This is a genomic window from Dactylosporangium sp. NPDC049525, assembly GCF_040676755.1.
In the GTDB taxonomy this organism is placed as follows: domain Bacteria; phylum Actinomycetota; class Actinomycetes; order Mycobacteriales; family Micromonosporaceae; genus Dactylosporangium.
On sequence record NZ_JBFAPO010000001.1, the window covers coordinates 458356 to 483940 of the forward strand.

Genomic DNA, 25585 nt, shown 5'->3' on the forward strand with positions numbered 1-25585 from the left:
ACCCGTGCTAGGCGCGGACATCCATACGGCCGGAATTCACGGTATGGCGAGCGCTCCCAAGGGGCAAGTCGATGCACGATTGTTGTCTGATTTGGCCCGAAAAGTCACGGGAGCTTCGTGACGTACACATCATCAATTGCACCGACGAACTGGTCGTTGTTCGCGCTGGTTCCCTTGCCACCAATACAGAGTGGATCCGCGTTCGCTATGGACAGTGACGAAGGAATGGCCGATCGCCCCTTGAGCTGACCGTCCACAGCCACCGTGAGCAGGGCGTCACTGCGTGAACACTCGACCCGGTGCCACCGGCCGTCAGCCACGGTCAGCGATGCGAGTGCTACGTAAATGGTAGGTCCGGCAGTGCCAACAATCACACAACTGGGATGTCCGGCGGCGCCATCCACCTGCAACTTGAACTGACTGTCACCAACCGAGAACCCTTTTTGGATGACATTGGCGCCCTTGGAAGTCTCATCGGGCCCGACGAGCACACTTGCGCCATACGTGAACGCACCCTGGCCCGGATTGAGAAAGTCTGCCGGGCCGCTCTGCAGGATGGCACGTGCACAACTCTCCGCACCGTAATGCTCACACGGCTTGGGGAATCGCACTGCGAGTCCGCCGGCGTGCGGGACGCTCGACAGCTCGCCGCCGGCCTTGCGGACCCGCAGCGGCAGCCGGCCTCCGCCGTCCATGACCTGGCCTGCGATCCCGCCGTCAAAGGTGTACCGGACGGTCGCCGCCGGACGCACATGCGGCGCGGAGGCGGCTGCGGTCGACGGCACGGCCTCCACCTTGGACGAGGCAACCGTGGACGCGGGCGCCGAGCCGGCGGGCGACACGCTCTCGGCAAGGCTGTCGCCGTCAGAGCCCCGACGCAGCGCCCAGCCGCCGGCCGCGACCACCGACGCGACTGAAACAAGAATCATGAGCCGTCGCCGGCGGGGCCACGTACGCATAACCGGACATTATGCCGAGCAGCGGACGGCGAACGGCGGCCAAACGGGCCGGGACAACACCTTAGAGGGACGCGGGTGCCGGGCGGTCGGCGTCGGGGACGGCCTGGCCGACGACGGCCGTGAGGACATCGTCCAGGGTGACCACGCCGATCGGCACGCGACCGTCGCTCACGAGGACGATGTGCTGCCGTTCGCGGCGCATCGCGAGCAGCAGCTCGGCGAGGGTCCGCGTCGGCGGCACGATGCCGAGCGGGCGGATCAGGTCCAGCGGGATCGGCGCCCGCCGCTGCGGGCCGACGAACCCGATGACGTCCTTGACGTGCACGAAGCCCAGCACCCGCCGGGACGAGCGCTCCACGACCGGGAAGCGGGACCGGTTGGTGCGGGTCGCGAGGACCTCCAGCGACGCCGGCGAGACGTCCTCCGCCACCGTGGTGATCTCCGACCAGAGGCGCAGCGCGTCCCGGGCGGTGCGCTGGCTCAGCGCGAGGGCGCCGGTGATGCGGGCGTGCTCCTCGGGCGCGAGCAGGCCCTCCGTGGTGGCCTGGGCGGCGAGCCCGGCGAGCTCCTCGGCGGTGAAGACGGTCTTGACCGAGCCGGTCGTCTCGATCCGCCACAGCGACAGGATCATGCGCGACGCCCACTTCATGGCGACCAGGACCGGCTTCGTCGCCATGCAGAACGCGAGCATCGGCGGGCCCAGCCACAGCACGGCCCGCTCCGGCGACGCGAGGGTCAGGTTCTTCGGCACCATCTCGCCGACGACGGTGTGTGCGAACACGACCACGCCGAGCGCCAGGATGAACGCGACCGGATGGATCAGCTGCTCCGGCACGTGCAGCGCCTCGAACGGGCCCTGGAGCCCGTGCGCGAGGGCCGGCTCGGCCAGCGCGCCCAGTCCGAGGGAGCAGATCGTGACGCCGAGCTGGGCGCCCGCGATCATCAGCGGGATCTCGTTCATGGCCCGCAGCGCGGTGCGGGCGCGGCGGGACGTGGCGGCCATCGGCTCGATCACAGTGCGCCGGGACGCGATCAGCGCGAACTCGCTCGCGACGAAGAAGCCGTTGCCCAGCAGCAGCGCGATCGTGATCAGCAGTTCATTCATCGTAGGGCTCCGGGCGCACGACGCGGACCTGCTCGATGCGGCGCTTCTCGACCTCGACCACGGTGAACTCCCAACCGTCCTCCTTCCAGATCTCCCCGACGGCGGGGATGCGGCCCAGGCGGGCCATCAGGAAGCCGGCAAGCGTCTCGTAGGGGCCTTCGGGCATCCGGAAGCCGGTCACCTCGGCCAGCTCGTCCTCCCGCAGCACGCCGTCGACGAGCATGGTGAGCTCGTCGCCGGGGGCGGTCAGGTCGGGCATGCCGTGCGCGGTGGTCGGCTCCTCCTCGATGTCGTGCTCGTCGACGATCTCTCCGACGAGCTCCTCGACCAGGTCCTCGACGGTGACGACGCCGTCGGTGCCGCCGTATTCGTCCACGACGATGGCGAAGTCGGAGCCGCTGCGGCGCAGCGCCTGCAGGACGCCGTCGAGGTCGAGGCTCTCCGGCACGAACACCGGCTCGCGGGCGACGGCGCCGACCTTCGTCGTGGGCCGTCGCACCGGCGGCACTCCGAGCGCGTCGGTGACCGTCACCACCCCGGTGACCTGGTCCAGCGTCTGCACGTACACGGGGAAGCGGCTGTAGCCGGTCTGCACCGAGGTGGCCAGCAGGTCCGCGACCGTGGCGTCGGCACGCAGCGAGATGACGTCGACGCGGGGGGTCATGGCCTCGGCCGCGCGCTTGTCGCCGAAGCGGATGGTGCGCTGCAGCAGCACCGCGGTCTCGCGCGGCAGCGCTCCGGCCCGCGCCGAGATCGCCGCGAGCAGGCCGAGCTCCTCGGGTGACCGGGCGCTGGCCAGCTCCTCCTGCGGCTCGACGCCGAACCGGCGCACGATCCAGTTGGCGGAGTTGTTGAGCAGGCTGATCAGCCACGAGAACAGCTTGGAGAACGTGCGCTGCGGGCCGGCGGTCGCGCGGGCGACCGGCATCGGCTTGGCGAGCGCGGCGTTCTTCGGCACCAGCTCGCCGAACAGCATCGACAGCAGCGTGGCCAGGATCAGCGCCGCGACGTGGGCGGCGCCCTTGGTCACGGTGCCGAACACCGGCTCCAGCAGCGGCTCGAAGATGTGCGCCAGGGCCGGCTCGGCGAGATAGCCGGCGAGCAGTGCGGTGATGGTGATGCCGAGTTGGGCGCCGGAGAGCTGGAACGACAGCTCCCGCAGGGCGATCCGGACGGTCCGCGCCTTGCGGTCACCGGCGCTGGCCTGCTGCTCGATCTCCGCCCGGTCGACCGTGACCAGGGCGAACTCGGCCGCGACGAAGCCCGCATTCGCCGCGGTGAGCAGCGCGAAGGCCAGGAGAGGCAGCAGGGTGGTGAACACGCGCTCGCGACGATCCCTTCAAGGTGACAGCCGATTGTTCCACGTGAACCCACGGTCCGCCGACGGCGGTCGGCCCGACATCGAGAGGCGTAGATCACCCTCCCTCTTTCGGGGACTTCTCGCCTCCCCGGGCAGCGCGGATGCTGTGGAAACAGCATAAGGAGGGCGGAATGGGAGCGGCACTGATCGGTGTCTGCGTAGCAGTCATAGCCGGGTTCGCCGCCGGTAGCGCCAACACCAAGGCCAGGCGGGCCCGGCTGGACTACACGCGCACGAAGGCGCTCGTGCCGACCGCGCGGAAGGCCGCGTGGACGGAGAGTCTCCGCGGCTTCCGCGTGATTGCCACTGCGGCGGCGGTACTGGTAGCGCTGGCGATGGCGATGAACGTCATCGGGCAGCGCTGACTCCGACGCCTCCGAAGTTAGGGTGAAAAGTCCGTTTTGTCAATAACGGTCACGCGGAGAGCGACCGCAGCAGTACCGACGCCACATCGACGACCTCGACGTCATCCGGCGCAGCACCGGCCGCCTTCTTGCCGGTGACGCCGTCGCCCAGCATCGTCAGGCAGAACGGGCACGACACGGCCACGGTCTTCGCGCCGGTGGAGAGCGCCTCCTCGACCCGCTCGACGTTGATGCGCTTGCCGATGCGCTCCTCCATCCACATGCGCGCGCCGCCGGCGCCGCAGCAGAACGAGCGCTCCGCGAAGCGGTCCATCTCCACCAGGCCGGCGTCGTCCTGGGTCGAGGTGCCGGCGACCGCGCCGAGGACCTCGCGCGGCGGCGCGAAGACCCGGTTGTGGCGGCCCAGGTAGCACGGGTCGTGGTAGGTGATGGAGCCGTCGAGCGGCTGCACCGGGGTCAGCTTGCCCGAGGAGACCAGCTGGGCCAGCAGCTGCGTGTGATGGATGACCTCGAAGTGGCCGCCGAGCTGGCCGTACTCGTTGGCGAGCGTGTTGAAGCAGTGCGGGCAGGTCGCGACGATCTTCTTGACCCCGGCCTCGTTGAGCGTCTCGACGTTCTGCTGCGCCAGCATCTGGAAGACGAACTCGTTGCCGATGCGGCGGGCCGGGTCACCGGTGCAGGTCTCGCCCTGGCCGAGGATCGCGAACGACACGCCGGCCTGGTTGAGCAGGGTGGCGACGGCGCGGGTCGTCTTCTTGGCGCGGTCCTCGAAGGCGCCGGCGCAGCCGACCCAGAACAGGTATTCGAAGTCGCCGCCGTCGGCCACGTTGGGCACCGTGAAGTCCAGGCCCTTGGTCCAGTCCTCGCGGGTCGACTGGGCCGCGCCCCACGGGTTGCCCTTGTTCTCCAGGTTGCGGAGCATGACGCCCGCCTCGGTCGGGAAGTTCGACTCGATGAGCACCTGATACCGGCGCATGTCCACGATGTGGTCGACGTGCTCGATGTCGACCGGGCACTGCTCGACGCAGGCGCCGCAGGTGGTGCACGACCACAGCACGTCGGGGTCGATCACGCCGTGCTCGTCGACGCCGCCGATGAGCGGCCGGTCCTTCTCGGCGAGGGCGAGGACGTCGACCTTGGCCAGCGCCTCCTCGCTGGCCGACGAGCCGCCGGCCAGCAGGTAGGGCGCCTTGGCGTAGGCGTGGTCGCGCAGGCTCAGGATGAGCAGCTTCGGCGAGAGCGGCTTGCCGGTGTTCCAGGCCGGGCACTGCGACTGGCACCGCCCGCACTCGGTGCAGGTGGAGAAGTCGAGCATGCCCTTCCACGTGAACTGCTCGACCTGCGCGACGCCGAACTGGTCCTTCTCCGGGTCGGCCTCCTCGAAGTCGAGCGGCTTGCCCTCGCTCATCATCGGGCGCAGGCCGCCGAGGCCGGAGCCGGCGCGACCTGGGTTGCGCTTGAAGTAGATGTTGAAGAACGCGAGGAAGCGGTGCCAGGCAACGCCCATCGTGATGTTGCTGGCGATCACGATGACCCAGGCCATCGAGACGATGATCTTCACCATGGCGATGAGGCTGACCGCGGCGGCGCTGGCGGGCAGCAGGGCGCCGAGCCCGTGGCTGACCGGCGCGGCCCACACGGGCCACTCGAGGGTGTCGTTGGCGGCCTTGAAGCCGCGGATGAAGAAGCCGCAGAGCAGGACCGCGAGGATCGTGTACTCGACGTAGTACGCCTGCCACATCGTCGACCCGGCGAAGCGGGAGCGCCGGTTCGGGTTGCTCGGCAGGTTGCGCAGCCGGATGCCGATCAGGACCAGGATGCCGACGAACCCGAGCACGCCGATCCACTCGGTGACCAGGCCGTAGACGTTCCAGGCGCCGATCAGCGGAAGGCCGTGGTCCGGCACGGCGACCTCGAAGTACGCCTCGAGCACCAGCGACGAGAGCGCGATGAACGCGATCATGACGAACCAGTGCGCCGCGCCGACGACGGTCCAGCGCAGCATCCTGGTGTGACCGAGCGTCTCCGCGAGCATGGTCTTGAGGCGCAGGCCACGGGAGTCGCCGCGGGACGGGTCGGGCTGGCCCAGACGCACCACGGAGATCATGCGACGCACGGTGCGCACGACGAGCACGATGGCGACGATGGTGATCGCCGCCGCGACACTCGTCGCGATGTACTGCACTAGGCCCATGCCGATGCCTCCAACGCCGCTGGTTCTTCAGGAGACCCTAGTCCCCATCGTTACCCACGAGTAACGTGAAGTTTGTCGCAGCAAACGCTAAGACACCCGGGAGCGGGCCAAACACACGACGCGGCAAGTTGTGACACATTCGCACCGTTGACCCCGAAAACGCACGCCAAGAAGCCCCCTCGACACGTTGGCATGCCGAAGGGGCCCCGAGCTGTGGAGCCTGCTAGATCAACGCCACTTGGAAAGCACGCCAAGCGACGCCACGAGGAACGCGAACCCGATGGCAAGGTTCCAGTACTGCAGCTTGGCAACGGCGGAGAACGCATCCACGTCGAAGAAGCCCTGCGTCAGGTAGTAGGCGACCAACCACCCGATGCCGATCACGATGAAGCTCACCGCGAGGATCGGCACCCAGACCGGACTAGGACGGCGCTTGGCGGCCACCGTCTCTTGTGGGCGCAACTCCGCCGGCGGCGTGTACACCTTCTTCTTACGAACTGTCGACTTCGGCACGGCGCTCTCCTGGAGGGGTCGTCTGGCCAACACTATCCACGTGACGCCGCCACCTCCGCCAGCGTCGGCCTGAATAATGTTCTACGTCTAGCGTAGTCAAGTCGGCACGCGTCTGCGGGGAGGGGTCGTGGTGGAGTACACATCAGGCGACTCCTCGTGGGCTCGCGCCCTGCGCAGGCTCGGTCGCGCTATGCTGCCGCGCCGCCGCAAGGACCGACGTTTGGGCTGGTCAGTGGCGACGCCGGTGGTGTTCGGCGCGGCCGGGCTGCTCTTCTCGCTGACGGCCGCGACGGCGCACGGCACCGACCTGCGCGACGACCGCCGGCCCGAGCTGACGAATCTGATCGCTGAAAGAAAACAGGAAATTGCCACGTCTCGCGCCAAGGCCGGCCGGCTGCGCGGCGAGATCGAGGCACAGCAGCAGGGGCAGACGGGCGCCGACACCGCGGTCGACGAGCAGCGCCGCCGCGGCGAGAGCCAGCTGGCCGCCGCCGGCCTGACCGCGGTGCACGGCCCCGGCGTCGTGGTCGCGCTCGACGACGCGCCCCGGCGGCCCGACGGCAGCCGTCCCGCCGGCGCCCGCCCCGACGATCTGGTGGTGCATCAGCAGGACGTGCAGGCCGTGGTCAACGCCCTCTGGGCCGGCGGCGCGGAGGCAATGACACTCATGGGCGTCCGGGTCATCTCCACCAGCGCGGTACGCTGCGTTGGCAACACACTGCTGCTCGACGGTCAGGTGTATTCACCCCCGTTCGAGATCGCCGCGATCGGCGACCAGGCGCGCCTCCAGCGCTCGCTCGACGAGACGGAGGGTGTTCAGCTGTTCAGGGACGCCGCGGACAACTTCGGCCTGGGCTACCAGGTGCGGATGGAGGCAGACGTGCAGGCGAAGGCCTATGACGGCTCCACCGCGCTGCGGTCGGCGACGACCGGGTCCTGACGTGAGCGGGCCGCAGCGGAGCGAGGAGCCGCGAATCATGTGCTCAGATTGGCTCAGGCCGACGCCGGAGGCGGCGGCATGAGCAATGATTCGCACCGACCTCGTCACCGCGCGCTGGATCAGGACGACATAGCGACCCGGATCATTCCTCGCATCCGGGACGAGCATCCGCCCGCGGAAACTGGCACCGTCCTAGCGGAGCCGGTCACCGCTCCGGCGGAGACCCACTCGGAGACCTCTTCCGAGGCTCGCTCCGAGACCCCCTCCGAGACCCCCTCCGAGACCCCCTCCGAGACCCGCTCCGTCCCTGCGGAGAGCGTCAGCACCCCCGCGGACACCACGGCCTACATCCCGCGCTTCACGGAGCAGGCCGACGCGACCACAGTGCTGCCGAAGATCCCGGCAATGCCGGAAACACCCCTGAATGCCACCCCTCAGGATGAACCGGAAGCGACTCAGGACCCTGACATCCCAAAGGGTGTCAAGGTCGTGCCGTTGCGGCCGGTGCGCACCCAGGAGGGTTATCGCAGCGTGTACTCCGAATACACGAGGACGACGTTCGGCACAGTCGTGCGGGCAGTGAGCCGGGGCACCGGCGAGCTGCTCATCACGTTCGGCCTCATCGTGCTGCTCTTCGCCGGCTATGAGGTGTGGGGCAAGTCGGCGATCGTCGAGGCGCACCAGGACGAGCTCAACCGCCAGCTGGAGCAGCAGTGGGCGCAACCGGGCTCGGACCCCACCGTGTCCCCGTCCGGGACGCCCAGCCCAGTCGCGAAGCCCGCCAACGGCGCGGTGATGGCCTCCGTACACATTCCGCGGCTGAAGAAGAAGTGGGCCGTGGTGCAGGGCGTGACCCCCGCCGACATCCGCTACGCACCCGGGCACTATCCGGACACGGCGCTACCGGGGCAGATCGGCAACTTCTCGATGGCCGGGCACCGCACGCCGGCGATCTGGTGGGACCTCGACCAGCTCAAGCCCAACGACCCAGTGGTGATCAAGACCGCCGAGACCTGGTACGTCTACCGCGTGACCGGCCACGAGATCGTGCTGCCGACGGCGGTGCAGGTCGTCGCGCCGGTGCCGGACAAACCGGGGGTGGCGCCCACCAAGGCGCTGCTGACGATGACGACGTGCAATCCGAAGTTCAACAACTACCAGCGACTGGTCGTGCACGCCGAGCTGGTCCGCACACAGCCGGTCGCCGAAGGCGATCCCGCCGAGCTGAAGGGATAGCCGCGTGTACGGATGGATCTGGCGGCACATCCCGTTCAAGCAGTGGCAGCTCAAGTCGCTGGTCTCGGTGATCCTGATCGGCGCCCTCGCCGCGCTGCTGTGGTACAAGGTCTTCCCCGCGGTCGAGCCGGCCCTGCCGTTCGACGACGTGCAGGTGGAGACCACCGACCCGGCCGGCGGGCAGATGGAGCCGGCCAGCGCGGCGCCGTCGACCGCACCCTCGACCGCGACATCGACCGGGCCGTCCAAGCTGCCGTCGAAGCTGCCGTCCAAACTGCCCACCAAGACACCGTCCGCCCCCCAGGTCCTACCGAGCTAGGTGAGCCGATTGCGCGTCCTTGTCATCGACAACTACGACTCCTTCGTGTTCAACCTGGTCCAGTATCTGGGCCAGCTCGGCGTCGACTGCGACGTGCGCCGCAACGACGAGATCTCGGTGGACGAGGTCGGCGCGGCGAGGCCCGCCGGGATCCTGCTCTCCCCCGGGCCGGGCACGCCGGAACGGGCCGGGATCTGCATGTCCGTCATCGAGCGGTACGCGGGTCAGGTGCCGATCTTCGGGGTGTGCCTCGGCCATCAGGCGTTCGGCGCGGCGTTCGGCGCCACCGTGACCCGCGCGCCGGAGCTGCTGCACGGGAAGACCTCCCTCGTCAGCCACGACGGCCAGGGCGTCCTCAACGGCCTGCCGGACCCGTTCATCGCGACCCGGTACCACTCGCTCGCGGTGGTCGAGTCGACGCTGCCGCCGGAGATCGAAGTGACGGGTCGCACCGAGTCGGGTGTGATCATGGCGATGCGCCACCGTGAGCTGCCGATCGAGGGCGTGCAGTTCCACCCTGAGTCGGTGCTGACCCAGGGCGGGCACCTGATGCTGGCGAACTGGCTGGCGGTCTGCGGCCTTCCCGCGGCCCTCGACCGGGCTCCGGAGCTCGTCGCCGAGGTGGAGGCACGCCGCGTCGCGGCGTTCGCCTAGCGACGGCTCAGGCGGCTCTGCCGCCACCCCACGCGGGTGACTTGAGGACTTGCCTGTGTAAAACCCTGTGGATAACTGCCGTGTTATCCACAGGGTACGCACCGTGACTGGTGGGGAATCACCCCAAACCAGGACTAATTATTGGGTGACGCCGTCACGCTCGGCTTCGGCGAGTTCGACGGGTTGGTCCCCGCCAGCACCCCGATGCGCAAGGTGATGATGTCGGTCTTCATCAGTGCCTTGCCGCTCGGCTGTGACGCGCTGATGACCAGACCGTTCTTGTTCGCATCGGTCACCTGCGTCTCCGTCGTCTTCGGCGGGGACGTGAAGCCGGCCGCCTCGAGCGCCGCCTGCGCCTGCTCGAGCGTCTTGTTCGCAACGTCGGGCATGATCGCCTGGTTGAACTTCGAGACGTAGAGCGTGACCGTCGAGTTCGCCTTGACCTGCGTGCCGGCCGGCGGGTCGGACTCGATGACCTCGTCCTTCTGCTGCGGACCGTCCTTCGGGATCGACACGACCTTCAGGTTGAGGTTCTGCAGCTGCTGGGTGGCCACGTCCTTCGTCTGCCGCACCAGCGTCGGGATGGTGATCATCGTGGGCTGGCCGCAGATGTCGTAGTCGATCTGGGTGCCCTCTTTGACCTCGTTGCCCTTCGGCGGGTTCTGCGAGATGACCGTGCCGGCCTTGCAGTTCTCGCTCGAGCCGGTGCGCGGGTCGCCCTCCAGCTTCGACTGGCGCAGCGCCGCCGCGGCCTCGGTCTCGTTCTTGCCGACCAGGTCCGGCACCGGGACCGTCGGGTCCTGATTGGCCAGATAGAGCCCGATCGACAGCGCGGCGACCGCGAGCAGGCTCAGCACCGTGAGCGCGACGGCGATGCCGGTGGAGTTCTTCCGCTTCTGCCGCTGCGCGGCGCGGGCGGGCTGGCGCGAGGCCGGCGGCGGCCGGTAGGCGGTCTGCGCCGCCATCATGCTCGCCACTTCGTCCTCGGTCATGACCGGCGGCGCCGAAACCGGCCGGCCCGCCGCCGCGCGCATCACGTCGGCACGCATCTCGCCGGCGCTCTGGTAGCGGTTGAGCGGGTTCTTGGCCAGGGCCTTGAGCACGACCGCGTCGATCTCGGGGGTCACGTCGCGGTTGCTGCTGCTCGGCGGCCGCGGGTCTTCCCGGACGTGCTGATAGGCCACCGACACCGGGTTGTCCCCGACGAACGGCGGATGGCCGCAGAGCAGCTCGAAGAGCACACAGCCGGACGCATAGACGTCGCTGCGGGCGTCGACCGGCTCGCCGCGGGCCTGCTCCGGCGACAGATACTGGGCGGTGCCGATGACCGCGGAGGTCTGCGTCATCGTGGTGGCGCCGCTGGCCAGTGCCCGCGCGATGCCGAAGTCCATCACCTTGACCTGGCCGGTCTGGGTGAGCATCACGTTGCCGGGCTTGATGTCCCGGTGGATGATGCCGTGCCGGTGGCTGAACTCCAGCGCCGCGCAGATGTCGGCGGTGATCTCCAATGCCCGCCTGGGCATGAGCCGCCCCTCGGCCGCGAGCACCTCTTTGAGGGTGCGGCCGTTGACGAACTCCATGACGATGTACGGGAGTTCCTCGCCCGCCGGCCCACGCTCGTCGCCGGTGTCATACACGGCGACGATCGCGGGATGGTTGAGCGAGGCGGCGTTCTGTGCCTCCCGGCGGAACCTCAGCTGGAAGGTCGCGTCGCGGGCCAGGTCGGTGCGCAGGGTCTTGATCGCAACATCGCGGCCCAGGCGCAGGTCACGGCCCCGATGGACCTCGGCCATGCCGCCATAGCCAAGCAACTCCCCGACCTGGTATCGGCCGCCGAGGAGGCGAGGCTGGGCGGTCATGTCGTGTCGTCCTTCGGTCATCGACTCTTACCTTGCCACGTCTTGCGACGAGAACCCATTCCGATCTAGCCCACGCACTGGTTCCCGACGAGGATCGCCGGCGGTGTGCACGACGGCTTGGCGCCGCCGGCGGGCGGCGACGAACCGCCGCCGGTGGCCGGGGACGGGGGCGCAGAAGCGTCGTCCGTCGGCTCCGCGGTCGGCTGCCCGGCGCCGGCCTGGTAGAACAGCGTGACGTCGGTGCCCTCGGGCACGTCGCCGCACGGCTGGACATCCAGCACGATGCCGGGAATGCCCTTCTTGTCGTCCCGCGCGACCTGCTTGACGTTGAGCTTCGCCTTCTTCAGCTGCTGCGCGACCGGGGTCCGCAGCTTCGGCGCGCCCTTCGTCCATTCGTCGCCGCAGGGCACCTTGACCAGCTTGCCGGTCGGCTTCGTGCTGGCCGGGGCCTGCGTGGCCGGCGCCGTGGTGCCCTGGCCGGTGGGGTTGTCCTTCTCGTCGTTGTCGCTCATGGCATACCAGATGCCGCCGATGCCGAGCAGCAGCACCAGCACCGCGGCGGCCGCGCCGACGCCGACCAGCAGGCCGCGGTTATTGCCCTGCCGCTTGTTTGGCGGCGACTGGTAGCCGCCCGTCGGCTGATAGCCACCGGCGTCGCCGGGGAAGTAGGCCGTCTCGTTGCTCGGCGGCGGCGGTACCCCGGCCGCACCACGGGCGGCGTGCCCGCCGGCGGCCGCACCCGGGGGCGGCGGGACCGCACCGCCGGGCATGATCCGCGTGCCACCGGCACCCGGCGACGTGGGTGCGCCACCGGAGACCGGCGATCCGGACATCGGGATGCCGGACATCGGGCCGCCGGAGACCGGAGGGCCGGAGACGGGCGAATACGCGACGGGCGAGCCCGGCATGCCGACCGGCGACCCGGGCGGGCCGAGCGGCGCCGCCATCGGGATGCCGGGGCTGGCCGAGGTGCCGCCACCGGAGACCCTGCGGGCCGCCTGCGCGAGCGCGGCGGCGCTGGGCCAGCGAGCCGCCGGGTCCTTGGCCATCGCGCGCTCGACGAGCTGCACGATCGCCGGCGGGATGTCGGCGGGCAGCGGCGGGGGCATGTCGCGGACGTGCCGCATCGCGATCTGCAGCGGGTTGTCGCCCTCGAACGGCCGCTGGCCGGACAGGCACTGGTAGGCGACCACGCCGAGGGCGTAGACGTCGGACAGTGGCGTGGCCTGCGCACCGGAGGCCTGCTCCGGCGAGATGTAGGAGGCGGTGCCGAGCACCGAGCCGGCGGCGGTGAGCTGCGCGATGGCGGCCGACCGGGCGATGCCGAAGTCGGTGAGCACCAGCGTGCCGTTGGGCCGCACGAGCAGGTTGCCGGGCTTCACGTCACGGTGGACGATGCCCTTCTCGTGCGCGGCGTGCAGCGCGTCGGCGGCCTGGGCGACCAGCGCCATGGCCCGTGCCGGGGTGAGCCGGCCGACCCGCGACAGGGTGCGGGAGAGCGCGTCGCCCTCCACGTACTCCATGATCAGGAAGGCGGTGCCGTTTTCGCTGCCGTAGTCGTAGATGTCAACCACGCCGGGGTGGTTGATGGTGGCCATCGTGCGCGCCTCGCCACGGAAGCGCTCGGCGAAGCCGGGCTCCTCCAGCAGTGCGGGCAGCAGCACCTTGATCGCGACCGTGCGGCCGAGCACCTCGTCGGTGCCACGCCACACGTCACCCATCCCACCGCCCGCGATGCGTTCGTCCAGGCGATAGCGCCCACCCAACGTGGTGCCGGCGCTCAACATGTCGCGCACCTCATTATTTGATGCCCTTTTCGTCCGCGTATGCCTTCATGACCAGGCCGGCAATGCGAGCCGCCTCCGCGCTGCCACCCTTGCCAGCGTTTTCGAGGAAGACCGCGACCGAGACGATCGGCTTGCCGTCCTTCAGTGCGAAGCCGATGAACCAGCCGTGGTCGCCCACGTCGTCGCCGTCCTCCGCCGTTCCGGTCTTACCACCCACCTGCAAGCCCGAGACGGCAGCGCTGCGGCCGGTGCCGTCACGGGACGTGACGACACTGAACATCATCTGCTGCAGCGAGCTCGCCACGTTGCCGGTGATCGGGCGGCGCAGCTCCTGGGGGTCGGTCCGGTCGGCGTTGGACAGGTCGGCGTTCTGCAGACGGTCAACAATGTAGGGCCGCATCTCGCGTCCACCGTTGGCCACCGTCGCCGCAATCATGGCGCCTTGCAGCGGAGACATCTTCACTTCCCGCTGTCCGATGCTCGACTGAGCAACGGCCGGCGGGTCGACGACGCCGTTGTCGGCGGTCATGGGCCCGGTGTGGCTGGGCGCGACGTTGCAGTAGTTCTTGTCCTGGTCCTCGATGAAGCGCGGCTCGGCCTCGAAGCCGAACGCCTGGGCCATCGACTTGAGCCTCTCCGCGCCGATCCGCTCCACGCCCATGCGGGCGAAGACCGTGTTGCACGACACGGTCAGCGCCTGCTTCAGCGTGATCTGCTCGGGGCAGATGCCTTCGTGGGCGTTCTTGATGCGGAACGACGAGGTCTGCGGCGGCTGGTAGAACTCGCCACCCTGCACCGTCGAGTCGGGCGTCAGCGACGAGTCCGCGGACAGCGCCGCCGCCGACGTGATGACCTTGAAGGTAGAACCGGGCGGGTAGATCTCCTGCACCGCGCGGTTGAGCATCGGCTTGGTCGGGTCGGCGTCCAACTTCTTGTAGTTGGCGCTGGCCGCGTTGATGTCGTGGGTGCTCAGCAGGTTGGGGTCGTAGCTCGGCAGCGACACCTCGGCGAGCACCGCACCGGTCTCGGGGTTGAGGGCCACGACCGCGCCGCTCTTCGCCTTGACCTTGTTGGTGCCCAGCTGCGTGTACGCGGTGTCCTGCGCGGCCTGCGACAGCGTCAGCAGCACGTTGCCGCCGGCCACCTCCTTGCCCGTGAACAGCCCGGCGATCCGGTCGGCGGCCTGCTTGTCGGAGGTGCCGACCAGGAAGTCGTTGTTGAGCTTCTCGAGGCTCGTCGCACCGAGGTTGACCGGCTTGAAGCCGACCACGTGCGCGTACTTGTCCTTGAGCGGATAGGTGCGCAGGAACTTCAGCGTGTCGCCGGTCTCCTGGGCGTCGGCGAGCGCGATGCCCTGCGCGTTGATGATCTTGCCGCGAGCGCGCTCGTATTCGCTGGCCTGGACCCGTCCGTTGTGCGAGTTGGTCCGGTAGTCGTCGGCCTTGACCACCTGGCGGTAGTTCAGGTTGACGAACAGCATCGCGAACAGCACCAGCGCCACGACACCGACCCGGCGCAGTGGGGCGTTCATCGCACGACCTCCGTGGGAAGCTCTTGGATCTGGACCGGCGCGCCGCCACCACCACCGGTGGACACCCCGCCCAGCCCGATCGACGGCGCACCGCCGGCCGGACGTCGCGACGCGTCGGAGATGCGCAGCAGCAGACCGATCAGCAGCCAGTTGGCCACCAGCGACGAGCCGCCCGCCGAAAGGAACGGCGTGGTCTGCCCGGTCAGCGGGATGAGCTGGCTGATGCCACCCACAATGACGAACACCTGCAACCCCAGCGTGAACGCGAGGCCGCCGGCGAACAGCTTGCCGAAGGAGTCCCGCACGTTGATCGCGGCCCGCAGGCCCCGCTCAACCAGCAGCAGGTAGATCACCAGCAGGGCAGTCAGGCCGAAGAGCCCGATCTCCTCGCCCAGCCCGGAGAAGATGAAGTCGGTGCGGACCTCGGGGACCTTGTTCGGCTGGCCGGCGCCCGGACCGGCCCCGGTCAGGCCGCCGGTGCCCAGCCCGAGCAGCGACTGGACGAGCTGGTAGCCCTTGTTGTCCGCGTCGGCGAAGGGGTCGAGCCAGGTCGTCGCGCGCTCGGAGAAGTTGAGGAACGGGCCGCCGACGGTCTTGCCGAGGAAGTAGGCCAGGAAGGCGCCGCCGAGGAAGAAGCCGAGACCGATGATCAGCCAGCTGACCCGGACGGTCGCGATGTAGAGCGTCACGACGAACATGCCGAAGTACATGAGCGACGTGCCGAGGTCCTTCTCGAAGATGAGGACCATCAGCGACAGCAGCCAGACGAGCACGACCGGGCCCAGGTCGCGGCCGCGGGGGAAGTCGACGCCGAGGAACCGCTTGCTCGCCATCGACAGCACCTCGCGCTTGCGCACCAGGTAGTAGGCGAAGAAGACGAGCAGGCAGATCTTGGCGAACTCACCGGGCTGGATCGAGAACCCGGGGAACTTGATCCACAGCTTGGCGCCGTTGATCGAGGAGAAGCGGGCCGGCAGGACCGCCGGGATGAGCACCAGCACGATGCCGGCGAGCCCCAGCGTGTACGCGTAGCGCGACAACGACCGGTGATCCCGCACGATCAGCATCAGGATGATCGCGCCGATGATGGCGGCCGCGGTCCAGCCGAGCTGCCGGAAGCCGTCGCCGCCGAAGACGCTCAGGTCGGCGCGCAGCGGCGCCTTCGCGCGAGCCAGGTCCAGCCGCCGCAGGAATGCCACGCCGATGCCGTTGATCAGCGCGACCGCCGGAAGGATCACCGGGTCGGCATACGGGGCCAGGAAGCGGATCGCGACGTGCGCGACCGCGAAGATGACGGCAAGGATCGCGGTCTGCACCCAGAAGTCGGGGGTGACCTCACCGACCGCGTTGCCCTCGACGACCGCCGCGTAGACCACCAGGATCGCGGCGACGAACAGCAGCAGTCCCAGCTCGACGTTGCGTCGGGTGCGGGGCCGCGGCGCGCCCGCCCCGTCACCCTGGTCCATGGGTGACGGGGAAGGGATGGCTGTTGCGGTCACAGCAGAATTCCTCTTGGCCTCGCGGTCAGGATCATCGTCAGGTCAGCAACCGGCGGTCGGGGTCGGGGTCTCGGACACCATTGTCGGTGGTGCCTCGGTGCTCGCCGCCGGCGACGTCGGTGCGCCGGAGCCAACCACAGCGCCAGTGGGCGTCGTGCCGGGCGCAGCCGCACCGGTCGAGCTCAAAATCGGCGTCGGCGTCGGGCCGCCGGTCGGGCAGGCCGGCTTCCGCGACGGGTTGTCGGGGTCGATCAGCGCGGCGAGCTTGTCCTTGGCCTCGTCCAGGCTGTCGGCCTCGATGCCCTGCTTGACGGTGCTCTGCGCGGCCGGGGTGAGATCGTCGAGCTTGAGCGTGCTCGGCTCGTACACCTCCGACAGGTCGATCCACGCGATCTTGCCGGGGACCCCCTTGAAGATCGCGATGGTGCCGTCGTCGGTGGCGCCCACGTAGTAGCGCGACTGGGTGACGCTCCACCCGTACCAGAGGCCACCGCCGAGCACGCCGAGCAGCACGACGAGCAGCAGCACGGTGCGCACCGGATGGCGCTTCGGCCGGGCGGCCTCGTCGCGGGCGTTCGCCGCGGCGCGGGCCCGTGCCTCTTCCTCGGGCTCCGGCACCGGCGGGCGCGGCGCGGCGAGCGCGGCACCCCGGGCCGAAGACATCGACTGGTCGGCGGACGTGGCCATGCCGCGGTCCTGTGCGGCCGCACCCCCGACGATCGGCCGCTCCTCGACGATGTCCTCGTCGGTGACGTCGGCGACGATCACGGTGATGTTGTCGGGGCCGCCACCGCGCAACGCGAGCTCGATGAGCCGGCCGGCGCACTGGTTGGGGTCGGCATACTCCCGCAGCGTCGACTCGATGGTCTCGGCACTGACCACGCCGGAGAGCCCGTCGCTGCAGAGCAGGTAGCGGTCCCCCGTCTTGACCTGGCGCACCGAATACTCGGGGTCGGCGTCGCGGCCGTCGAGGGCCCGCGTCAACAGGGAACGCTGGGGATGACTGTTGGCCTCTTCCAGGCTGATCCGGCCCTCGTCGACGAGCATCTGGACGTAGGTGTCGTCCTTGGTCACCTGGGCGAACTCGCCGTCGCGCGTGATGTACGCGCGGGAGTCACCGATGTGGACCATGCCCATCTTGCTGCCGGAGAACAGCATGGCGGTGAGGGTGGTGCCCATGCCTTCCATGGCGGGGTTTTCCTCGACCGCGTCCCGGATCTGCTGGTTGGCCAGGTCGACGGCGCCGCGAAGCGTGTCGATCATGGCGTTGCCGGGCACATCTTCGTCGAGTGGCGCCATGGTGGCGATGACAATGTTGCTGGCGACGTCACCGGCGGCCATGCCGCCCATGCCGTCTGCCACGGCAAGCAGCCGCGGTCCGGCGTAAACGGAGTCCTGGTTGCCACTCCGAATCAGACCGCGGTCACTACGGGCCGCATAGCGCAAGGTGAGGGTCATGGCCGTAACTCGAGAGAAGTGCGGCCGATGCGAATCGGCACGCCGAGGGGGACGGGGGTAGGGGCACCGACCTTGGTCTTGTCGAGGTAGGTGCCGTTGGTGGAGCCGAGATCCTCGAGATACCACTGGCCGGCGCGGGGCACGAGGCGGGCGTGCTTCGCCGAGGCGTAGTCATCGGTGATCACCAGCGTCGAATCCTCGGCGCGACCGATCGTGATCGGCGCCTCGCCGAGCGTGATCCGAGTGCCCGCCAGCGAACCGGCGGTGACGAAGAGCTGATGCGCGGTCTTGCCACGCTTCACCTTCGCCGGACGGCCAGGAGCCGTCGCCGCACCAACCCCCCGGGGTGCGGCGACGATCCGGCTCGACCGTGAGCCCGCGAACAGGTCGCGCCGGATCACTCCCACCACCGTGAACACGAAGATCCACAGCAGCACGAGCAACCCGTAACGGGCGACCGTAATGACAAATTCCATCTACGACCTATCAGGGGCCTGGTGAAGGCCCGGTCGAGCAGGTGCACTCATCCAGATCCGCCTAACGTCGACCACGTGGTGCAGTAACTTCAGCCATCCACGCGGTATGTGAGCGTGGTCGTGCCGAGCTGGATCATGTCACCCGGATTCAACGCGACCGCGGAGACGCGTTGACCGTTGACCATCGTGCCGTTCGTCGAGCCGAGATCGGTGAGCACCACCTGCGCACCGTCAAAGTCGAGTCGCGCGTGACGCCGCGAGATGCCGACATCTGGCAGCCGCATGTTGGCCTGGTCGCCCCGGCCGATCACGGTCGAGCCGATCGACAGAGGGTAGCTGCGCCCGTCGCCGGACACCAGTCGTACGTTGCGGGCGGGCCCACCAGGGCCGCCGGCGCCTGGCCCGTAGCCACCACCCTGGTTGTATCCGCCATACGGGTCGGGCGCGGCCTGCGGTGCCACCTCGCCACCCGTGTAGACCTCGGCAGTGACCCGGAACATCCCGGTGTCGAGGCCGTCACCCCGCTCGATCTCGACGATGACGTCGCCATAGACCGTCCACCCCTGCTCGCCGATGAACTCCGCCTGTGACTGGGCGAGCTCCTGGGCGAGCGCGGCGGCATACGGCGCCAACCTACTGTGGTCATAGGGCGAAAGGTCGATCACATAGCGATTCGGCACGAGCGTGCGCCCGCCAGCCAAGATCGCCTTGTGGGCTTCCGCCTCCCGTTGCATGGCGTTGAGGATCTCCACGGGGTGGACGACCCCCTTGAAGACCTTTGCGAAGGCCCCCTCGACCAGGCCCTCTAGGCGCTTCTCGAAGCGCTGCAGCACACTCACCGGTTCCTCCTCGGGTTCCGAGGTCATGATGGTATCCGGACGTCGCACGCCCTGTTGCAAGCTGACCGGTCAGCCCGTGCTACTCTTCCGTGGCGCCCAGGGCAGCCTAGTCCCTACCCGGTCAAAACGCCGAGTTGGGACACGCTACTCTGAGCACTGCCAGACGATTGGTTCGCCGGTCGTCAAGGGGAAGTGGCGGAATGGCAGACGCGCACGGTTCAGGTCCGTGTGCCCGAAAGGGCGTGGGGGTTCAACTCCCCCCTTCCCCACAAGACGATGAGCGCACTCTGTTCGCGGAGTGCGCTCACTTTTCGTCTCGTCATTCCTCGCGCGAGGCTGCGCCTCGCTCCCCAGTGGGGGAGCTTTGCTCCACCCACACCCCCTCAACCGCGTCGGTGGTTGCTCTCGTCGGCTTGTCGCTCGCTTGTCCTTTCGCGTTGGTACTGCGTCAAAAAGGCGACTCTGGGGTGCGGGGTATGCTCGGCCGGACCTGCTGGAGCCGCAAGGAGTTCTTCTCGTGAGCGTCGTCATCGTCACCGGGTCTGCCGGGTTGATCGGGTCTGAGGCCGTCCGGCATTTTGCCTCGTTGGGGCTGGATGTCGTGGGCATCGACAACGACATGCGGAAGCAGTTCTTCGGGGCTGAGGCGTCGACCGCGTGGAACGTTGTCAGGCTGGCGAGTGACCTCGGGGATGCCTACACGCACCATGACGTGGACATCCGGGACCGGGACGCGCTGGCGGGGATCTTCCGGCGGTATGGCAAGGATGTGGCGCTGGTCGTGCACACGGCGGCGCAGCCCAGCCATGACTGGGCGGTGCGGGACCCGTTCACGGACTTCGACGTGAACGCGGGTGGCACGCTCAACATGCTGCAGAACGTGCGGGAGCACTGCATCGAGGCGCCGTTCATCCACTGTTCGACCAACAAGGTCTATGGCGACCGGCCCAACAGCCTGCCGCTGGTCGAGCAGGAGACGCGGTGGGAGATCGAGGCGGGCCATCCGTATGAGAACGGGATCAAGGAGGACATGTCGATCGACGCGTGCCTCCACTCCGTCTTCGGGGCCTCCAAGGTCGCCGCGGACGTGATGGTCCAGGAGTACGGGCGCTATTTCGACATGAAGACCGCGTGCTTCCGCGGCGGGACGCTGACCGGGCCGGCGCACTCGGCGACCGAGCTGCACGGCTTCCTGGGGTATGTAATGCGCTGCGCGATGGAGCGGCGGACGTACAAGATCTTCGGGTACAAGGGCAAGATGGTGCGCGACGCGATCCACTCGCACGACGTGGTCGCCGCGTTCGAGGCGTTCTTCCGGGCGCCGCGCAGCGCCGCGGTCTACAACCTCGGCGGTGGGCGGCACTCCAACACCTCGCACCTGGAGGTGTTCTCGCTCGCCCAGCGGATCACCGGCAACGAGATGGTCACCGAGTATCACGAGGCCAACCGGGTCGGCGATCACCAGTGGTGGATCGGGTCCAACGAGCGTTTCCAGCTGGACTACCCGGACTGGAAGCAGGTCTACGACGTGCCGATGATCTGTCAGGAGATCTACGAGGCCAATGTCGACAAGTGGACCCCGGAAGCCTGACCGTGATCGACCAGGGCAAGCAGAACGTCCTCGGCGTGCAGGTCAGCGCCGTCGACTATGACAGCGCCGTCGACAAGGTCATGAGCGCCGCCCGGGACGGCCGGTCGCTCGCGGTGACCGCGCTCGCGGTGCACGGTGTCATGACCGGCGTGCAGGACAAGGCGCACGGTGCCCGGCTCAACGCGTTCGACCTGGTCACACCCGACGGGCAGCCGGTGCGCTGGGCGCTCAACCTGCTGCACCGGGCCCGGCTCGCCGACCGGGTCTACGGGCCTGAGCTCACGCTGCGGGTCCTGCGGGCCAGCGCCGAGCAGGGCCTGCCGGTGTACCTGTACGGCTCGACCGAGCAGACGCTCGAGCTGCTGGTGCGCAAGCTGCACGAGCGGTTCCCGGCGCTGAAGATCGCCGGCATGGAGGCGTCGAAGTTCCGTCCGGCGCAGCCGGGCGAGCCCGAGGAGATCGCCGCGCGGATCAAGGAGTCCGGGGCGCGTGTGGTCATGGTCGGCCTGGGCTGCCCCCGCCAGGAGGTCTTCGTCTACGGCATGCGCCACCTCGTGGACGCGCCGATGCTGGCCGTGGGTGCCGCGTTCGACTATCACGCCGGCGGGTTGAAGAACCCGCCCGCGTGGATGCAGAAATACGCCCTGGAGTGGCTCTGGCGGCTCGGGCTGGAGCCCAAGCGGCTCTGGCGCCGCTACGTGCTGCTCAACCCGGCCTACCTGGCCCGGCTCGGCGCGCAGAAGGCGCACCTGTGGCGGGCGACCCCGCCGCCGCCGGCGACCGAGCCGCTCACCACGTTCGCGGTGTAGCGCCCTGGTGCGGCGCGCAGCGTCGCACCCCCCACGGAACCCCAGCCGCTCACACCGTTCGTAGCCTGAAGCCGGCCCCCGTTCGGGGAGCCGGCTTCAGCGGTTGGTGCTCAGCGACCGGTGATCGCGTCGACCTTGACGGTCCGGCGCTTGAAGGTGCCGCGCTTCTCCAGCGCGCGCTCGGCCGGCACCAGCATGAGCGCCAGCGGCGCCGCGATGTACCAGCGGTCGAGCATCACGTAGGCGACGATGTTCATGACGACGCCGAACGCGTACAGCGCGATCAGCCAGTCGACACGCTTCTCGCCGATTCCCCGTTTGTGGTAGGCGTCAAGGACGCCAAACGCGCCGATGCTGAGGGCCAGGAGGCCGCCGCCACTCATCATTGCGAACATCAGATCGGACACGTCACTCACCCTTGCCTCCCCGTTACCACCAGGAACCTGCCCAAAGCTAAGCGGACATTTCAAGATCGACCATCAACTTTGCGACACCGACCTAGGCCGAACGTAGCCAGCCAATCGGACATTCAGCCGATATCACTGATCTTGCTTGTCAGCAGTGCCCGGGTGACGTCGTCGCAGGCCGCGCCCGCAACGCCGGCCTGGTAGGCCGCTCGCGCACCAAGACCGAGATCGGCAGCGACCCGGTGCTCTTGAGCCAGATCTGTGTTGAACATCGCTGGGTCGTCGGTGTTGACCGTGCAGGGCACACCGGCCGCGACCAGGGCAGGGAGCGGGTGTTCTGCCAGGGACGGCACCGACCGGGTCCGCACGTTCGAGGTCGGGCACACGTCAAGGACCAGGCCACGATCGACGATTTCCGCCAGTACACCGGCATCCTCGACGGCACGGATGCCATGGCGCAGCCGGTCGGGTGCGAGGGTCAGGATCTCGCGCACCGACTCGGCGCCGGCCGACTCGCCGGCGTGCGGGACGATGGCCAGGCCGCCGTCGCGAGCCAGGTCGAACGCCTTCGCGTAGATCACGGCGGGGCTTGCCTGCTCGTTGCCGCCCAGGCCGAGGCCGACGATGCCCCGGTCGGCGTAGCGGACACTCCACCGTGCGACGTCCTCGGCCAGCTCCACCGGCATGCCGCGGTAGAGGTCCGGGGTCAGCCGGACGATCAGCCCGTGCCGCTCCCATGCCTCGGCGATGCCGTCGGTGTAGCCCTCGTACAGCTCTTCCCACGCGACGCCGCGTTGTGCCCGCTCGCCGGGGGAGAAGATCGCCTCCAGATATACCGCACCGTGCGACGCCGCCACGCCGGCGTAGTCGACCACGATCTGCCGGAAGTCGGCCGCGGTGCGCAGGCAGTTCGTGGTGAGGATCCAGACCTCGACGAACTTCTTGAAGTCGGTGAACTCGTACAGTCCCTGCATGCCTTCGACGGTGTCGACCGGCAGCGGCAGGTCGTTGCGGCGGGCGATCTCCAGAAGCGTCGCGGGAGGGATCGCCCCCTCGAGGTGCACATGCAGCTCGATCTTCGGGAAGCTCATCCGTTCAAAATAGCGACGGGCCCGGCGCGCACAGCCACGCACGCGCGCACCGGAGCCCGTCCGACCTCCCCAGGTCGAGTCTCCCTGCGTTTCTACGGCATGGGATTCGACCTGTCGACAGGCGAGCTGGTGCGCGCTCACGGGCCTACTTCAGCCCGCGCGCCTCCTGCGAGTAGATGAGCTCCAGGATCGAGCGGGCCGCCTCGAACCAGCGGTCCAGCCATTCCTGCTGCGGCATCGTGCCCTTGGGCGGCAGTTCCAGCAGCAGCCCCCGCAGCAGCGGGTGGTCGGCCATCGAGCCGCTGGGGCCGTCCAGCCAGGAGTCCTGCAGCACGTTGGACCGGCCGAACATCGGCTCGGTCAGCGGACCGAGGTCAGCCACCAGCGACGACTCGGGCAGCTTCGGCGGCGTCAGCGACGCGGCGATCGGGGAGTTGTCCAGCGGCAGGGACGCGCGGTCCAGCGGCGAGGAAGGACGGTCCAGCGGCGAGCCGTTGCGCGGCGACAGGTCATCGATCGGCCCGTCGCCGATGACGTCCCGGCGCCCGCCCGGGCGGTAGCTTCCGAGCTGCCCGGAGAAACGGTCGTCGGTCTTCGACGATCCGTTGCCGAAGTTGTCGGGGCCATTGTTCATCGGATACAAGCCTTATCTGACTCGGGTGTGTTCGGGTCTCCAGTGGAAAGTGCCTGAGCGCTCATCGAATACAACGATGACCGGCCCGGTCCGCAACGGCGATACCACCGTCGCGGGCCGGGCCGGTCGATTCCAAGCCTGGCGTTTCACTTACGAGAGATCGAACTCCCCGTCCTTGGTCCCGCCGACGAAGGCCAGCCACTCCTCCGGGGTGAACAGGAGAACCGCCCCGGCCTTGTCCTTCGAGTCCCGGAGCGCCACAGCTCCGCCGACGAACGCGACCTCGACGCAGTTGTCCGAGTACGGACCGCTGCGGGTGCTCTTGCGCCAGCCGGCACTCTCGAGATTCACGCTGAAGCCCTTGGCCTCGATTTCCACTACAGCTCCTTTGTCAGCTTCACGATCATTGAGTCTGACTCGTCCGGACGGAGTGCGTTGGCGCGCAAGTAGTCAAAGATGAATCCGTAGCGCTGAAGCTCGTCGTCCTTCTCGAGAAAGAGACCGCCAGCCGCGTTCGAGGCGAACACGAAGTTTTGCCCGGCGGACTCGTCGTACAGCAACATCGTGAATGTCCCGTCCATCCCGGCATGTGCACCGGCGGAGAAGGGCAGGACCTGGAGGGTCACATTCGGCCACCCGGCCGCCTCGCTCAGGTGCTCGAGCTGGCGTCGCATAACCGCTCTTCCGCCGACCGGACGGCGCAGCACAGCCTCGTCCAGCACCACCCAGAGATCAATCGGGTCATCCTGTGTGACCAACGACTGGCGGCCGATACGGACACGCACACGTTTTTCGACCTCGGTGACGCTGATGTCCGGGCGGGCCGCATGGATCATGGCCTGCGCGTACTCCTCGGTCTGGAGCAGACCGGGCACGACGAGCGCCTCGTAGGAGCGGATGTGGTCGGCGGCCGCTTCGAGGCCGACGTAGGCACCGGTGAGCACGTCACCGTAGAGCTGCCACCAACCCTTCTGGCGCGCTTCCCTGGCGATCTTCAGCAGCTGTTCGGCGTATTCGGGCTCGACGCTGTAAATGTCCAGCATGTCCCGTACGTCGCGCGGAGTGACACCAGTCTGTCCGGTTTCGATCCGGGAGATCTTGGACCCGGAGCATTCCAACCGCTCGGCGACATGATCAATGGTCACGTGCGCGGCCTCGCGGAGGCGGCGCAATTCCATGCCGAGCTGTCTCCGTCGCAGCGTCGGGCTGCCTCGTCGACTTGCCACGCGTCGCACCTCCGCCGGGCCACGTAATTCTGTTACGTATAGATCAGCGCAACATCATGAAGCTGCGCAACCCGGCTCCGGCACGACATTTTCACCATCTCCCGCAGTCCCCGCCACTTGGAAGCGGGTCGCTCATACGTGGGATGGAATTTTCGCCATGCAAGTTGCAATGATCACTGTCCTGAGGCAATCTGTGGGTGTGGCGGCGGTTACGGTCTGTTCATCTTCGAGCCCATCGAGACGACCTAGTCACCACCGCGGACGCAGCGACAAACGATCGAGCCGATCGGCGGTTACGGCATTGCCGTAGCCGACCTTCCCCATGCCGACGGATGACGGGAGTCTTAACTGTGTTACCGAAGACCGGTGACGTGCTGCGCGTGACCAAGGCCGCAAGCGTGCAGTTCGTGCAGCCGATGCTGTTCCGGGTGATCCGGGTGCACGACTGGCAGACCTACGACGGATGGGCGTGGCTGGACGGATACCAGCTCAACGCCGCCGGCGACGCGGTCGAACGCCGGTCGATCTTCGTCCAGCTGCAGGGGCTGCAGCCCGGATGCGTCAAGGTCACCCAACGGACGGCCAGCCGCGTGCCGGTTCCCGCCTAGCCGTTCGGTTGATATAAAGCTGACCGAAAGTACTGTCATCCGTGCTTTCACCGAGCTCACGTCTTCACGGGTACATCGGCGACGACCTCCGCGGCGCCGTCCCAGCCAGCCGGATTCCCTGGCGC

General features: G+C 68.4%; 25 protein-coding genes and 1 tRNA gene. 9 read left to right on the top strand and 17 right to left on the bottom strand.

From position 1 onward, the window contains the following. Nucleotides 1–104: 104 nt before the first annotated feature. The 3 genes from AB0K00_RS02050 to AB0K00_RS02060 form a co-directional block, all read right to left on the bottom strand. Nucleotides 105–929, bottom strand: a complete 825-nt coding sequence (locus AB0K00_RS02050; protein WP_363513809.1) for a LamG-like jellyroll fold domain-containing protein — start codon at nucleotides 927–929, stop codon at nucleotides 105–107. A gap of 91 nt (nucleotides 930–1020) precedes the next feature. Continuing rightward, complete coding sequence (locus AB0K00_RS02055) at nucleotides 1021–2064, bottom strand: hemolysin family protein (RefSeq protein WP_363513812.1); 1044 nt, start codon at nucleotides 2062–2064, stop codon at nucleotides 1021–1023. Beyond that, nucleotides 2057–3385 carry a hemolysin family protein gene (locus AB0K00_RS02060; RefSeq protein ID WP_363513815.1) on the bottom strand — a complete coding sequence of 443 codons (1329 nt, stop codon included), beginning with the start codon at nucleotides 3383–3385 and terminating at the stop codon, nucleotides 2057–2059. Before AB0K00_RS02060 ends, AB0K00_RS02055 begins: the two co-directional genes overlap by 8 nt. A gap of 170 nt (nucleotides 3386–3555) precedes the next feature. Here AB0K00_RS02060 and AB0K00_RS02065 point away from each other — a divergent pair, with 170 nt between their 5' ends. Further along, nucleotides 3556–3789, top strand: a complete 234-nt coding sequence (locus AB0K00_RS02065) for a hypothetical protein (RefSeq protein ID WP_363513818.1) — start codon at nucleotides 3556–3558, stop codon at nucleotides 3787–3789. Nucleotides 3790–3838: 49 nt separating this feature from the next. Here the strand turns inward: AB0K00_RS02065 and AB0K00_RS02070 are convergent, their stop codons facing one another. Next, a complete protein-coding gene (locus AB0K00_RS02070; protein WP_363513821.1) occupies nucleotides 3839–5983 on the bottom strand; it encodes a (Fe-S)-binding protein in 2145 nt (714 codons plus the stop codon). 228 nt (nucleotides 5984–6211) lie between these two features. Beyond that, nucleotides 6212–6496: a cell division protein CrgA gene (locus AB0K00_RS02075; protein WP_363513824.1), complete on the bottom strand. Its 285-nt coding sequence runs from the start codon at nucleotides 6494–6496 to the stop codon at nucleotides 6212–6214. Between the two features lie 130 nt (nucleotides 6497–6626). On the opposite strand from AB0K00_RS02075, the gene AB0K00_RS02080 reads away from it, so the two are divergent. From AB0K00_RS02080 to AB0K00_RS02095, 4 genes are all read left to right on the top strand, one after another. Further along, on the top strand, nucleotides 6627–7436 hold the full coding sequence (locus AB0K00_RS02080) for a DUF881 domain-containing protein (protein WP_363513827.1): 810 nt from the start codon (nucleotides 6627–6629) through the stop codon (nucleotides 7434–7436). A gap of 489 nt (nucleotides 7437–7925) precedes the next feature. Beyond that, entirely contained in the window at nucleotides 7926–8672 is a 747-nt protein-coding gene (locus tag AB0K00_RS02085) for a class E sortase (RefSeq protein WP_363513829.1), read from the top strand. A 58-nt stretch (nucleotides 8673–8730) separates the two neighbouring features. Further along, the gene (locus tag AB0K00_RS02090) at nucleotides 8731–8991 is read left to right on the top strand and encodes a hypothetical protein (protein ID WP_363514998.1); all 261 of its coding nucleotides are present in this window, start codon (nucleotides 8731–8733) and stop codon (nucleotides 8989–8991) included. Nucleotides 8992–9000: 9 nt separating this feature from the next. Beyond that, the gene (locus AB0K00_RS02095) at nucleotides 9001–9645 is read left to right on the top strand and encodes an aminodeoxychorismate/anthranilate synthase component II (RefSeq protein WP_363513832.1); all 645 of its coding nucleotides are present in this window, start codon (nucleotides 9001–9003) and stop codon (nucleotides 9643–9645) included. A gap of 134 nt (nucleotides 9646–9779) precedes the next feature. On the opposite strand, the gene pknB is transcribed toward AB0K00_RS02095, so the two are convergent. The 7 genes from pknB to AB0K00_RS02130 all read right to left on the bottom strand — a co-directional run bounded on the left by pknB (nucleotide 9780) and on the right by AB0K00_RS02130 (nucleotide 19121). Then, a complete protein-coding gene (gene pknB / locus AB0K00_RS02100) occupies nucleotides 9780–11504 on the bottom strand; it encodes a Stk1 family PASTA domain-containing Ser/Thr kinase (protein WP_363515001.1) in 1725 nt (574 codons plus the stop codon). Between the two features lie 65 nt (nucleotides 11505–11569). Further along, entirely contained in the window at nucleotides 11570–13291 is a 1722-nt protein-coding gene (locus tag AB0K00_RS02105; protein ID WP_363513835.1) for a serine/threonine-protein kinase, read from the bottom strand. A 13-nt stretch (nucleotides 13292–13304) separates the two neighbouring features. After that, nucleotides 13305–14822 carry a penicillin-binding transpeptidase domain-containing protein gene (locus AB0K00_RS02110; protein ID WP_363513838.1) on the bottom strand — a complete coding sequence of 506 codons (1518 nt, stop codon included), beginning with the start codon at nucleotides 14820–14822 and terminating at the stop codon, nucleotides 13305–13307. Beyond that, nucleotides 14819–16288: an FtsW/RodA/SpoVE family cell cycle protein gene (locus AB0K00_RS02115; RefSeq protein ID WP_363513841.1), complete on the bottom strand. Its 1470-nt coding sequence runs from the start codon at nucleotides 16286–16288 to the stop codon at nucleotides 14819–14821. Before AB0K00_RS02115 ends, AB0K00_RS02110 begins: the two co-directional genes overlap by 4 nt. 75 nt (nucleotides 16289–16363) lie before the next feature. Next, nucleotides 16364–17779, bottom strand: coding sequence for a protein phosphatase 2C domain-containing protein (locus tag AB0K00_RS02120; RefSeq protein ID WP_363513843.1), 1416 nt, complete (start codon nucleotides 17777–17779; stop codon nucleotides 16364–16366). After that, nucleotides 17776–18255 (bottom strand): FHA domain-containing protein, encoded by a 480-nt coding sequence (locus tag AB0K00_RS02125; RefSeq protein WP_033359880.1) that lies wholly within the window; start codon nucleotides 18253–18255, stop codon nucleotides 17776–17778. The genes AB0K00_RS02120 and AB0K00_RS02125 overlap by 4 nt, the downstream gene beginning before the upstream one ends. 89 nt (nucleotides 18256–18344) lie before the next feature. Next, entirely contained in the window at nucleotides 18345–19121 is a 777-nt protein-coding gene (locus tag AB0K00_RS02130) for a DUF3662 and FHA domain-containing protein (protein ID WP_033359881.1), read from the bottom strand. Nucleotides 19122–19280: 159 nt separating this feature from the next. Between AB0K00_RS02130 and AB0K00_RS02135 the strand changes: the two genes are divergently transcribed. The 3 genes from AB0K00_RS02135 to AB0K00_RS02145 all read left to right on the top strand — a co-directional run bounded on the left by AB0K00_RS02135 (nucleotide 19281) and on the right by AB0K00_RS02145 (nucleotide 21494). Continuing rightward, nucleotides 19281–19363, top strand: a tRNA-Leu gene (locus AB0K00_RS02135). Between the two features lie 248 nt (nucleotides 19364–19611). Beyond that, nucleotides 19612–20685: an NAD-dependent epimerase/dehydratase family protein gene (locus tag AB0K00_RS02140; protein ID WP_363513848.1), complete on the top strand. Its 1074-nt coding sequence runs from the start codon at nucleotides 19612–19614 to the stop codon at nucleotides 20683–20685. A gap of 2 nt (nucleotides 20686–20687) precedes the next feature. Continuing rightward, the gene (locus AB0K00_RS02145; protein WP_363515004.1) at nucleotides 20688–21494 is read left to right on the top strand and encodes a WecB/TagA/CpsF family glycosyltransferase; all 807 of its coding nucleotides are present in this window, start codon (nucleotides 20688–20690) and stop codon (nucleotides 21492–21494) included. Between the two features lie 110 nt (nucleotides 21495–21604). Here the strand turns inward: AB0K00_RS02145 and AB0K00_RS02150 are convergent, their stop codons facing one another. The 5 genes from AB0K00_RS02150 to AB0K00_RS02170 form a co-directional block, all read right to left on the bottom strand. Continuing rightward, nucleotides 21605–21901 carry a hypothetical protein gene (locus tag AB0K00_RS02150; RefSeq protein WP_363513851.1) on the bottom strand — a complete coding sequence of 99 codons (297 nt, stop codon included), beginning with the start codon at nucleotides 21899–21901 and terminating at the stop codon, nucleotides 21605–21607. Between the two features lie 122 nt (nucleotides 21902–22023). Beyond that, nucleotides 22024–22992, bottom strand: a complete 969-nt coding sequence (gene add / locus AB0K00_RS02155; RefSeq protein ID WP_363513854.1) for an adenosine deaminase — start codon at nucleotides 22990–22992, stop codon at nucleotides 22024–22026. Nucleotides 22993–23137: 145 nt separating this feature from the next. Next, complete coding sequence (locus tag AB0K00_RS02160) at nucleotides 23138–23626, bottom strand: hypothetical protein (RefSeq protein ID WP_327007188.1); 489 nt, start codon at nucleotides 23624–23626, stop codon at nucleotides 23138–23140. A 150-nt stretch (nucleotides 23627–23776) separates the two neighbouring features. Continuing rightward, nucleotides 23777–24004 carry a DUF397 domain-containing protein gene (locus AB0K00_RS02165; protein ID WP_363513858.1) on the bottom strand — a complete coding sequence of 76 codons (228 nt, stop codon included), beginning with the start codon at nucleotides 24002–24004 and terminating at the stop codon, nucleotides 23777–23779. Further along, the gene (locus tag AB0K00_RS02170) at nucleotides 24004–24852 is read right to left on the bottom strand and encodes a helix-turn-helix transcriptional regulator (protein WP_363513861.1); all 849 of its coding nucleotides are present in this window, start codon (nucleotides 24850–24852) and stop codon (nucleotides 24004–24006) included. The genes AB0K00_RS02165 and AB0K00_RS02170 overlap by 1 nt, the downstream gene beginning before the upstream one ends. A gap of 350 nt (nucleotides 24853–25202) precedes the next feature. Here AB0K00_RS02170 and AB0K00_RS02175 point away from each other — a divergent pair, with 350 nt between their 5' ends. Then, nucleotides 25203–25460, top strand: coding sequence for a hypothetical protein (locus tag AB0K00_RS02175; RefSeq protein WP_363513864.1), 258 nt, complete (start codon nucleotides 25203–25205; stop codon nucleotides 25458–25460). Nucleotides 25461–25585 lie beyond the last annotated feature (125 nt).